Genomic DNA, 11,185 nt, shown 5'->3' on the forward strand with positions numbered 1-11,185 from the left:
CGCGTTCCCCTGACGATCGATGCAGCCGGTCAGTGCGGCCACTGCGCCGGGCGCGGCGACGGGGACGGGTCGCCGGTGACGGCGGCGCCGTAGTCGTGTGAGCGGGTGCGGACGGTGTCGCCCCCCGCGCGTTTGGCCTCGTACATCGCGGCGTCGGCGAGGTCGGTGAACAGGACCGTGGTCATCAGCGACCGATGACCCGGGAGACGGCCGGTGAGGTGCACGACCCCGACACTGGCGGTCACCGGCGGATCGCTGGTGGTCGAGATGGTGTGCAGCACCTGGTTGGCCAGGCGCATCGGCTCGGTCCAGCGCAGGCTGTCGGCGACGACGAACTCGTCGCCACCGATCCGCGACACCACGCCGCTCACACCGAGGGAGGCACGCAGTCGCGTGGCGATCTCGGCGAGCACACGGTCGCCGTAACGGTGGCCGAACCGGTCGTTGATCTCCTTGAAGTTGTCGAGATCGGCGACGATCACCGCGAGACCGTGCACGTTGTCGGGGTCCATGCTGTTGAGCCGGTCGAGGGCACGTTCGAGGCCTCGTCGGTTCAGCACACCGGTGAGGGTGTCGAGTTCGGCGGCCGCGGCGTCCGATGCCAGCGCCTCCATGAGGAACTGGGTGGCCACGGGGATCGAGATCCCGATCAGTACCGCCTGGACGATGCCGACCGCGACGCTCGAGGTCGCCGCCCCGTCGTCAGCGAGGATGAAGCCGGCGATCACACCTGCCGACACCAGCGAGAACATGAGGTGGGCGGCCAGCAGGCGCGCGCTGTGGAAGAAGGCGATGTACCCGCCGACGAGACCGAAGACCGCACATCCGTAGAGGCCGCCGAGCGTCTTGTACTGCGCGAGTGAGCCCACCAGGATCGCGACGTCGCAGACGCACACCCACGCCCGCGATCGTGCCGGCGACGGCCACGGCAGCAGCACCCACATCAACGACAGCCCCGTACCGACCACGATCGACGTGATCAGCATGGCCAGCAACGACGTCGTGAGGTCGGCGTCGATGAGGACGACGACGGGTACCAGCGTCACCATCGCGGCCGACAGGGCCAGGATGATGCGACTGGGTTCGATGAGCTGGCGGTCGGCGAGGTAGCTGCTGAACCAGGCGAACTGATCCTGTCGTTTCCACCAGTGCGACAGGGCCCACCCGAGCTGACCGAGCGCGACGGCGATGCGGATCACCTCGGATCCCCCACCATCATCAGCCCCCCGTGATGCCTCCGGTCATCGGCGCGTCCGGCGACGACGCGTCACAGCCGGTGAACGACCGCAAACATGTGCGGTTCCTGTCGAGAATGCTAACGCACGGGGATTTCGCCGCCATGAGCTACTTGAGCAGGCGGGACATCCGCCGGTCGGCGAGGATCTTGCCGCCGGTCTGGCATGTCGGGCAGTACTGGAACGCCCGATCGGTGAACGACACCTCGCGCACGGTGTCGCCGCACACCGGGCAGGGCATTCCGGCGCGCGCGTGGACCCGCAATCCCGATCGTTTCTCACCCTTCATGGTCGCGACCTCGGCGCCCTCGAGTCGCACGATCGCGTCGGACAGGACCGCGTTCACGGCGACGAACAGCCTGTCGAGCTGATCGTCGGAGAGCGACTTCGCCGTCGCGAACGGGGAGATCTGCGCGGTGTGCAGGATCTCGTCGCTGTAGGCGTTGCCGACACCGCTGATGACCCGCTGGTCGGTGAGGACGGTCTTGATGCGAGCCCCGGTCCCGCCGAGGATCGCGGCGAGCTCGTCCCGCGTCAGCGACAGGACGTCGGGGCCCAGCGTCGCGATCCGTTCGACCTCGGCGGTGTCGCGCACGATCCACACGGCCAGGCGCTTCTGGGTGCCCGCCTCGGTCACGTCGAATCCCTCACCCGGCAGCCCGCAGTGGACGCGCAGCGCGATGGGGCCCTTGCCGCCGGGACGGGGCGGTGTCTGCGACAGGTTCGACGACCACCGCAGCCACCCGGCGCGGGACAGGTGGATCACCAGGTGGATGACGTCGGGCGCGGCACCGGGTTCGGTGGGTGCCGCCTCGGCCGGATCGGTGCTGATCACGAGGTACTTGCCGATGCGGTGGACACCGGCGACGGTCCGGCCGGCCAGCGCCGAATACGGCGGGTCGGCGGTCTTCAGCACGGCGAGCGACGCGACGTCGACGCGGCGTATCGGTAGTCCGGCCGCACGTCCGTCGACGTAGTCGGCGATGGCCTGCACCTCGGGCAACTCCGGCATGAGGTCCAGTTTCCCTCACCCGTCAACCGTTCGGCCCGATTCGACCGGCCGCGCACGACGACGGTCAGTACACGACGTTGCGATAGGGCATGAGCATGATGTCGTCGAGGGTCGGCCAGAGGTCCACGACATCGACATCGTCGTAGTGGATGAACACGATCTCACCGACACGGAACCGCGGTGACACGCAATAGAAGGCCTGCGACTCATCGAACGACAGCAGATAGACCTCGTCCTCGCGGACGGGTTCGCCGTTGTACTCGCCGATGATGGCCTCCTCGGGCGCCACCCCGAGGTCTGCGAGCTCAAGTCGTTCGTACCGGGAGATCTGGTCGGCGGGTGTGCGGATCCCGTAGACGCCGGGCCACGTCAGTCCGAAGCCCGGATGGGTGTTCCGTTGGAACGCCCGCAACGGCTCGGGCAGTACGTCCCAGATCGGCGAGACCTCGCCGAAGTCGCGCGGGTCGGTACCCACCCAGGGGGCGTAGGCGTCACCGTCGGTCGTGACATAGACCAGCACCGGATCCCCCGCGATCCTCGCGGGCACGACATCGATGAGCTGGTCGCGCATCAGGGCCGCGAAGCGTGGGAGCAGATCGACGAACTCCCGATCCCAACGGGACATGGCCGCACGTGCGCGTTCTGAGGCCGACCCCGCCGCCGCGATCGTCCGCCAGGCCTCGGGCAGCGTGGACCCTGCCTCCGAATCGGTATCGATCCACTCGACATCGCCACCGACGATCAAAGCGGCGACAGCGTTCCGATCGACACCCGGCTCGGTCACCGCGCCCCGATCGACGTGGCCACGGCACCGGACGTCCGCGCAGCGTTGGTCTGGTGTGTCCGGCGTGACATCGACACCTCCCGGAGGCGGCAGGCGAGACACGGCAACGTGCCCTGCGAGAGAGCATTTGGACGTCGGTACATTAACAGTTCATCTCGACCAGACACCCGGTCCCGGTCTCGAGGTCTCGGCGGAAAGGTCCGGCCATGGCTCCTCCGCAGCAGGACGCCTCGTCCACCGCATTGTCGGACGTGGAACTGGCCGCTCGCCTCGCCCGCGGCGCCGGTGAGGTGCTGGTCGCGGCTCGGCATCGCTCGCTGCTGACCGGCCGCATGCTCGGCGACGTCGGCGACGCCGTCGCCCAGGCCTGGATCGCGGCGGTGCTGGCGACCCACCGTCCGCACGACGCCGTCCTGTCGGAGGAGGCCCGCGACTCGGGTGCGCGGCTGCGCAGCGAACGGGTGTGGATCATCGATCCCCTCGACGGCACACGCGAGTACGCATCCGGGCGCGACGACTGGGCGGTCCACATCGCGCTCACCGTCGACGGCGCACCCACCGACTGCGCGGTCTCGCTGCCCGCCACGGGCGAGCTGTTCCGCTCCGACGAGGTGTCGCAGGCCGATGAACCGTCGGGGCGACTCGTCGTGTCCCGCTACGGCCTGAACTACGACACGGCGTGGGTCGCAGACCGGCTGTCGCTGCGGCCCTACTCGGTCGGCTCGGCGGGCGCGAAGGCGATGGCCGTGGTCCGCGGCGACGCCGACGCGTATGTGCACGGCACGGGTCAGTACGAATGGGACAACTGCGCGCCCATCGGTGTCGCGCTCGCCGCGGGCCTGCACTGCAGCCGCTTCGACGGGTCACCGGTCGTCTACAACCGCTCGCGGCCCTACGTCCGGGACTTCGTGATCTGCCGCGCGGAGATGGCCGACGACATGCTCTCCGCGCTCGGCGATCTCTTCTGATCCCTCAGCTACGCGGGGTCAGGGTTTGCGGAGCAGATAGATGTCCATGATCCAGCCGTGTTCGGCGCGGGCTCGTGCGCGTTCGTCGGCGATGCGGTCACCGACGTCGCCGACGGTGCCACTGATCAGGATCTCGTGCGGCGTACCGAGATAGGCCCCCCACCAGATGTGGTCGCAGGGGTCGGCGGTGTGGCGGAAGGCGCAGTCGGCGTCGAGCATAACGATCTGGTTGGTGTCGACGCCCGGCGGCGTGTCGGCGAGCCGTCGACCGGTCGTGACGAGAATGGGTTCGCCGATGCGATTGGCCAGGATCCGGTGTGCGGCGGTCAGTGCCGACGCGCTGGTGACGCCGGCGACCACCTCGATATGTAGGGGTACGCGACCGCGTTCGACGATGGCGTCGGCGATGCGCAGGGTGCTGTCGTAGAGACCGGGATCGCCCCACACGAGGATCGCCCCGACACCGTCGTCGGCGAGCTCGGCGCGCAGCGCGTCCTCGATGCGGGTGGCGCGTTCGTCGTGCCAGCGTCGGACCTCGGCGTCGTAGTCGTCGGGATCGGACCGCCGCGGCGGGTCGACGACCTCGACGAAACGGTAGTTGCCCGCACCCAGGTGGCGGTCGCAGATCTGTTCTCGCACACCGATCAGCGTGTCGGTGGTGGAACCCTTTCCACGCGAGGACTTCTCGAGGACGAAGAACGCGTCGACCCCGGCCATGGCGTCGACGGCCTCGATGGTGACCTGGCGCGGATCGCCGGGACCGATGCCGATCACGCGGAGCGTCCGGGTGCCCGAGGGCACCGACTCGGGCGACGTCACGGACGGGCGCGCTTCAACCCGTGGAACCGGGCCATCACGTCGAGCATCGACTGCGACGGCAGGATCCGCTTGAGCGCGAACACGATCGGCGCCATGTTGCCGCGGGCGTACAGGGTGCGCGGGTTCTCGGCGAGGGCTGCGGCCACCACGAGCTCGGCGACCGGGTCGACCGCCAACCCCTTGGCCTCGTTGCGGCGGGTCGCCGCGGCCACGGTGTCGTAATCGGCGGCGTAGGCCGAGTTCTCGGCGACGGTGTAGATGCGGCGATCGGCGATGCCGGTGGCGATCGTCCCCGGCTCGACGGTGGTGATCGCGATGCCGAACGGCGCCAACTCGCGGCGGGTCGCGTCGGAGAAGGCATGCATGGCGCTCTTGGTGGCCCCGTAGACCGACCGGAACGGCAACGGGAAACTCCCCAGCATCGACCCGACCAACACGATGCGACCGAAACGACGCTCACGCATCCCGGGCAACAACGCCTTCGTCAGCGCGATCGGGCCGAAGAGGTTCGTCTCGAACACCTCGTGGATGGTCGACATCGGGGTGTCCTCGAGCGGGCCCATGTGGCTCACGCCGGCGTTGTTGATCAGGATGTCGACCGCACCGGCCTCACGCGCACACCGTTCGATGCTGTCGGCGTCGGTCTGGTCCAGCGCGATGTAGCGGACACCGGGGACACGGTCGGCCTCGGCGATGCCGTCGGGGTGGCGACTCGTGCCGATCACCGTGTGGCCGGCCTCGACGAGCAATCGGGCCGACGCCTGGCCGATCCCACTGGACACACCCGTCACGAGAACGGTCCGGGGAGCGGTGGTGGCGGATCGCGATGAGGTCACGCAGATCACTCTAGGGCGTCGGCCATGGCACCTCCATGACGCCATCCGCCCGCGGATGCGCTACGAATATGAGTCATGACCACCGCGTATGACTTCACCGCCACCACCATCGACGGTGAGGAGGTCAGCCTCGAGCAGTACCGGGGCCGGCCCCTGCTCATCGTCAACACCGCGTCGCAGTGCGGCTTCACCCCGCAGTACACGGGTCTCGAGGAGCTCAACAAGACCTACGCCGACAAGGGCCTCGTGGTGCTCGGCTTCCCGTGCAACCAGTTCGGTCACCAGGAGCCCGGCGACGCCGAGGAGATCAAGAACTTCTGCAACCTCAACTACGACGTCAGCTTCCCGATGTTCGAGAAGGTCGACGTCAACGGCAGTGACGCCCACCCGCTGTTCGCGTGGCTGCGTTCGGAGAAGTCGACCATCCTCGGCAACCGGATCAAGTGGAACTTCACCAAGTTCCTGGTCAACAAGGAGGGACAGGTCGTCGACCGGTTCCCGCCGACCACCAAGCCGCAGGCGCTGACCGGCAAGATCGAGAAGGTCCTCTGACCCTTGCGTCGGCGTCTCATCGGCGCCTCAGCCGGCACTTGTAGCCTGGTCTCGCCCGACGCCGCCCAGCGGCCCGAACCGAGGAGGCCGGAGTGAGCGAGACGACCGCCGTGTCCGATCAGACGCCCACCGATCTCGACGACCACTCGCCGGAGCCGGCCTGGGCACCGCGGCGCGCGACGGCGATCGTCCTGCTGATCTGTGGCGCCATCGGGTTGCTGGCCGCGGTCACCCTCACGATCGAACGGTTCAAGCTGCTCGAGGACCCGTCGTATCGGCCGAGCTGCAGCCTGAACCCGGTCCTGTCGTGTGGGTCGGTGATGGTGACGAAGCAGGCCCAGTTCTTCGGGTTCCCCAACCCTCTGATCGGCATCGGCGCGTTCAGCGTGGTGCTGGTGATCGGTGTCCTGGTGATGGCGCGGATCGATCTGCCCGCCTGGTTCTGGGGCGGCCTCACCGCCGGCCTCGGCGCGGGGATGGTGTTCGTCGTCTACCTGATCGTCGAGAGCCTGTACCGGATCAACGCGCTGTGCCCGTACTGCATGGCGGTGTGGACGGTGACGCCGATCCTGTTCGTCATCGCCGCTCAGACGACCGCCCGTCTCGGGTCGATCCCCGCCCTGTGGCGTGTCGTCGACAAGGCGTGGTTCGCGCTCATCGCCTACTACATCGTCGTGATCGCGCTCATCGGCGAACGGTTCTGGTACTACTGGTCGACGCTCCTGTGAACAAGGTCGTCGACGCACCGACCACCGCCCGGATCGTGTCGCCCACGGCGGTTACCGTTCGCCCATGAGCGAGCGCTTCCCCGACGACTGCCCCACCCTCACCCGCGACGGGACCACCGTCGGCTTCTCTCCCTCCCCCGACGGGATGAGCCTGTGGGTGTGGTGGCGCGACACCGACGACCGACACACCGACAGCGAGGTGATCGGCGCCTTCCCCACCTATGAGGCCGGAGTCGCCGGCGCACTCAAGGCCATCGCCGACCGCGACATCGCCACGGCCGGAAGCGAACCCGATCCCGACGTGGTGAAGGTGGAGGCGCAGTTCCTGGAGAAGACGTTCACCGAGACCGACTGGATGGGCCTCGGCTTCTAGGACCCCGGCACGCGAACGGGCGGCCACCGAGCCGTGAGGCTGCGGTGACCGCCCGTGGCGTCACATCGGGGTCGAGATCAGCCGGCAGCGCCGACCGTCTCCACCGACTTGGTGGTGTCCGACGTTGTCGGAGCCGAGGTGATCGACGGCCCGGTGGACGTCGACGGAGTGCTCGAGGTCGACGGGGTCGTCGAGCTCGATGTGGTCTCGCTGGTCGGCGGTGTGATCGCCGAACCCGAACCGGTGGTGACCGGGTCACTCTTCGGGGTGCTCGGCGTGACCGGGGTGCTCGACTCCGAGGTCGACGGGGTCGTCGACTCCGAGGTCGGGACAACCGTGCTGGTCTCTTCCTGGGTCGCGATCAGTGCCTGCGGGGCGGACTTCTCGGTCGACTCGGGAGCGGTCTCGGTGGTCGGGGCGACGGCCGCAACACGACGGAGCGTGTTGGGGTTGGGGCCGCCCGATCCCGGCGCCGAGCCACCTGTGGTCGCGGGCGGGCCAACGACCTGAGGCGCGAAGATCCGCTGGATCGCCTGGAAGAACGAGTTGATCGCGTTGGTGAAGATCGACGTGAAGTTCGTGAACGCCTGGGTGATCGACGCGACGAAGTTCTGGAGGAACAACGCCAGCACGTTCGGCGGTGCCGCGACCGGCTTCTGCGAGGCGATGAAGTCGGCGATCGTCTGCGCGGCCGGCTTGGCCGACCAGTCGTAGCGGTAGATACCGAAGACGTTCTCGTAGTAGGCGTCCTTCTCGGCCTGCGTCGCGTTCGGTCCGGGGGCCGGGAGGATGGTCGACTCGTACTTGTCGCGGGTTGTGTAGATGAACATCGGCCCCGCACCCTCCTGGGTGCTCCAGGCCTTGATGAAGTCGGCGATGTAGGCCTGCTGCTGCGCCTCGCCACCGGTCGCCGAGGTCGGGAAGCCGTACTCCGACGCCCAGATGAGCTTGGTGCCGTCACCGCGCTCGGCCATGATGGCGCGCATCTGCTTGACCTCGTTCAGAGGCGAACCCTGCAGGTCACCGCCCTGCGAGTACTTGGTCGTGTACTGATACGGATGGTAGGAGATCGCATCGAAATAGTTCTGGGCGTCGTTCGCGTACATCTGGTCGAGGAACGTCGGTGCGTTCAGGTCAGTGGAGCTGGTGGGGATCGCACCGAACACGCCGGCGATCACGGTGATCGTCGGGTCGACGGCCTTGATCTTCTCGTAGGCGTTCGCCAGAAGGGCCGTGTAGCCCTTGGGGTCCGCCTGACCGCCGTAGACGAAACCGGAGTTGGTGTCGTTCCAGATCTCGTAGCCCGAGACGATGCCCTTGTACTTGTTCGCCACCGCGGCCGCGAAGTCGCCATAGTCCGCCGGGTTGTCCGGCGGACTGACCCGGGCCTGGTCCTTGGTCGCTCCGTCGACCGCCCACTGCGGCGAATGGGTGATCGTGGCGATCACGCCCATGTCGCGCTTCTGTGCCGCCAACATGATCTTGTCGATTTTCGACCAGTCGTAGTCGTTCTTGTTGTTCGGCTGGACATCAGCCCAGGGAATGAACAGACGAACGTCGTTGACGCCCAACTTTTGCAATTCGTCGAGAGTCCTGTCGACCTCGGCCTGAGTCATGCTCGTCAGGTCACTGTCGGCGACACCGAGGGTGGTCGGTTTCTCGATCACCTTGGCCACGTTGAGGATCGAGTACGCCGGCTCACCGTTGGGCAGCAATGCCTGCCCGCCGAATGCGCCAAACATGGTGAGCGCAGATAAAGAAACAACGGTCTTGGCGAAGGGAAAAGGGCGGGGGCGAAGCATGGACACAGGAATACCGCTTTCGATTTACTGCGGATTGGTAATTACTTCGTTTGCCGCAGATTAAGCATAGTTATAACAGGTGTCGCGGTACTTCTGTACGGCGAACTGGCCAGGCGAGAAGATTCGTCTGAACAAGGGACAGCGCGCAGCTCGGGGTGTTCACCAGCTGTTCCATGTGAGATGCTGATCACGCGACCGGGGGCGCTGCATCGTTAATCGTCGGCTGTTGGCCGACACATCACGGGGGAATCACATGAAGCTCGTCAACAAGTCTGCCATGTCCGCAGTCGTCGCCATGTCTGCGACGGCGATCCTTTTCGGCCAGGTCGCCACCACCACTCCGACGACGTCGGACGTCGCGTTGGCCGCCAACACGCTCCTCGTCATGGGCGGCAACGGCAACCCCGACGGCATCAACATGGAGAAGGAACTCAACAACCGGTTCACCGGTGGTGCCAATACCCCCTATCCCGGGTACGTTTTCACCCCGGTGAAGTGGTCGGCGCAGACACCGATCAGCACGGGCGCCGACGGCACGCTGTTCAACGTGTCGCAGGACGAGGGCCTCGAGAAGATCAACGCCGCTCTTGCGCAGACCTACACACCGGGCCAGAAGGTGGTCGTCGTCGGCTACTCGTCGAGTGCCTCGGTGGTCAGCCGGCAGATCAACGCGCTTCAGGCCACGCGCAAGAGCGGCAGTGCCGGCGTCGCCAGCACGCCATCCACCGATGACCTCAGCTTCGTGCTCTTCGGTAACCCGATGCGCCCCAACGGCGGGTTCTTCACCCGGTACCCCGGATACAAGATCGGTCCCCCGCTGGGAGTCGACTTCCAGCCGCCGCTCGGAGCGTCGGACTACAAGATCACCGACGTGTGCCGCCAGTACGACGGCTTCTGCGACTACCCGAGCAACCCGACCAACATGCTCGTCATGATCAACACAGCGCTGGGCATGTACTTCGATCACGGCGACTACTTCAACGTCGATATCGACAACAAGGACAACATCCTTCGCGATCAGACCGTCGGCAACACCCGCTTCATCACCGTGAAGAACACCCTGCCGATCCTGCGCTTCATGCCGTCGTTCCTCGCGGCCCCTCTCGACGCGTTCCTGCGCCCGCAGATCGAGGCGGCCTACGACCGCAACGGGAATCTCGGCACCCCGACACCGTCGACGGTCGCGGCCGCGAACGATCCGCTGCTGAACCTGGTGAACACCTACCTGCGCCTCTTCGGCGGTTCGGGTTCGGGCACGCAGACTCCGGTCGAGTCGACGCCGAACACGGTCACCAAGCAGGTCAGCGCCCGCAAGGCCGTCACCTCGCCGACCGAGGAGACGCCCGCTCTCACGGCACCGTCGACCACCACGGCGCCCGCAGATCCGACCCCGACAGGCGATGCCTCGACCACGAGCTCACCGGCACCGACCTCGACCACCACGTCGAGCACTGTCTCGACGGGCACGGATCCGATCACGACCTCGACCGCTCCGACCAGCACGTCGACGACTCCGAGCAAGACCTCGGCACCGTCGACGAGCACGGACACCACGTCGCCGGCCGCCTGACACCACGCACACGACACGACCCCCACGCCGATGGCGTGGGGGTCGTGTCGTTTCTGTGCCCCCGGCAGGATTCGAACCTGCGACCCTTCCTTTAGGAGAGGAATGCTCTATCCCCTGAGCTACGAGGGCGCGCACCGGATCGACTGACGTCACCCGGAACGACCCGAGTGTATCGGAGCCTTCCCCGCGTCCGACCGCGTACGGAAACAGGCGCTTGTCCTGGGCCGACACTTCGCCCGCGGCTCATTGTCGTACCCCTGTTCTAGGGTTGTTTCATGCGCGACGCGGGGGTGCGACGAGTGAGAATCGAGCGCAGCAAGGCTCGGAGCGAAGGCGCGTCCACCCCCGTTGTCACAGCTTGGGCTGGGGTGGATGCGGGGTCGGTGGGGTTGCTCACCGATCACGTCGCTGCGCCGGTGAACGCGTTGTTGGGCAACATGGTTCACGCTGCCGCCGGCCAAGCGTTCCTGGAGTGGATGCGTTACCGCGACGCCGGTGAACACACC

12 protein-coding genes and 1 tRNA gene are annotated in these 11,185 nt (G+C 66.9%); 6 read left to right on the forward strand and 7 right to left on the reverse strand.

Annotated features, from left to right (window positions below):
• Positions 1–29: 29 nt before the first annotated feature.
• From ASG12_RS16920 to ASG12_RS16930, 3 genes are all read right to left on the reverse strand, one after another.
• Complete coding sequence (locus tag ASG12_RS16920; RefSeq protein ID WP_055792066.1) at positions 30–1,199, reverse strand: GGDEF domain-containing protein; 1,170 nt, start codon at positions 1,197–1,199, stop codon at positions 30–32.
• Positions 1,200–1,344: 145 nt separating this feature from the next.
• Complete coding sequence (locus ASG12_RS16925) at positions 1,345–2,247, reverse strand: Fpg/Nei family DNA glycosylase (protein ID WP_055792070.1); 903 nt, start codon at positions 2,245–2,247, stop codon at positions 1,345–1,347.
• A 64-nt stretch (positions 2,248–2,311) separates the two neighbouring features.
• Positions 2,312–3,031 (reverse strand): hypothetical protein, encoded by a 720-nt coding sequence (locus tag ASG12_RS16930; protein WP_055792073.1) that lies wholly within the window; start codon positions 3,029–3,031, stop codon positions 2,312–2,314.
• 206 nt (positions 3,032–3,237) lie between these two features.
• On the opposite strand from ASG12_RS16930, the gene ASG12_RS16935 reads away from it, so the two are divergent.
• A complete protein-coding gene (locus tag ASG12_RS16935) occupies positions 3,238–3,999 on the forward strand; it encodes a 3'(2'),5'-bisphosphate nucleotidase CysQ (RefSeq protein WP_055792076.1) in 762 nt (253 codons plus the stop codon).
• Between the two features lie 18 nt (positions 4,000–4,017).
• Here ASG12_RS16935 and cobF read toward each other — a convergent pair whose 3' ends face one another.
• Entirely contained in the window at positions 4,018–4,818 is an 801-nt protein-coding gene (cobF, locus tag ASG12_RS16940) for a precorrin-6A synthase (deacetylating) (protein WP_235457226.1), read from the reverse strand.
• Positions 4,815–5,654 carry an SDR family oxidoreductase gene (locus tag ASG12_RS16945; RefSeq protein ID WP_055792305.1) on the reverse strand — a complete coding sequence of 280 codons (840 nt, stop codon included), beginning with the start codon at positions 5,652–5,654 and terminating at the stop codon, positions 4,815–4,817. Before ASG12_RS16945 ends, cobF begins: the two co-directional genes overlap by 4 nt.
• 75 nt (positions 5,655–5,729) lie before the next feature.
• Between ASG12_RS16945 and ASG12_RS16950 the strand changes: the two genes are divergently transcribed.
• The 3 genes from ASG12_RS16950 (at position 5,730) to ASG12_RS16960 (ending at position 7,307) form a co-directional block, all read left to right on the forward strand.
• Positions 5,730–6,206 (forward strand): glutathione peroxidase, encoded by a 477-nt coding sequence (locus ASG12_RS16950; RefSeq protein ID WP_055792080.1) that lies wholly within the window; start codon positions 5,730–5,732, stop codon positions 6,204–6,206.
• Positions 6,207–6,298: 92 nt separating this feature from the next.
• On the forward strand, positions 6,299–6,934 hold the full coding sequence (locus tag ASG12_RS16955) for a vitamin K epoxide reductase family protein (RefSeq protein ID WP_235457229.1): 636 nt from the start codon (positions 6,299–6,301) through the stop codon (positions 6,932–6,934).
• Between the two features lie 64 nt (positions 6,935–6,998).
• Entirely contained in the window at positions 6,999–7,307 is a 309-nt protein-coding gene (locus tag ASG12_RS16960) for a hypothetical protein (protein WP_055792082.1), read from the forward strand.
• Positions 7,308–7,384: 77 nt separating this feature from the next.
• Here the strand turns inward: ASG12_RS16960 and ASG12_RS16965 are convergent, their stop codons facing one another.
• Positions 7,385–9,049, reverse strand: a complete 1,665-nt coding sequence (locus ASG12_RS16965; protein WP_055792085.1) for a cellulase family glycosylhydrolase — start codon at positions 9,047–9,049, stop codon at positions 7,385–7,387.
• 337 nt (positions 9,050–9,386) lie between these two features.
• Between ASG12_RS16965 and ASG12_RS16970 the strand changes: the two genes are divergently transcribed.
• Positions 9,387–10,679 carry a PE-PPE domain-containing protein gene (locus ASG12_RS16970; protein ID WP_162243435.1) on the forward strand — a complete coding sequence of 431 codons (1,293 nt, stop codon included), beginning with the start codon at positions 9,387–9,389 and terminating at the stop codon, positions 10,677–10,679.
• A gap of 56 nt (positions 10,680–10,735) precedes the next feature.
• Here the strand turns inward: ASG12_RS16970 and ASG12_RS16975 are convergent.
• Positions 10,736–10,808: transfer RNA gene (locus tag ASG12_RS16975), tRNA-Arg, on the reverse strand.
• Between the two features lie 170 nt (positions 10,809–10,978).
• Here ASG12_RS16975 and ASG12_RS22145 point away from each other — a divergent pair.
• A partial coding sequence (locus ASG12_RS22145; protein WP_235457231.1) for a hypothetical protein occupies positions 10,979–11,185 on the forward strand: 207 nt, incomplete at its 3' end.

Source organism: Williamsia sp. Leaf354, assembly GCF_001424365.1.
Lineage (GTDB): Bacteria > Actinomycetota > Actinomycetes > Mycobacteriales > Mycobacteriaceae > Williamsia_A.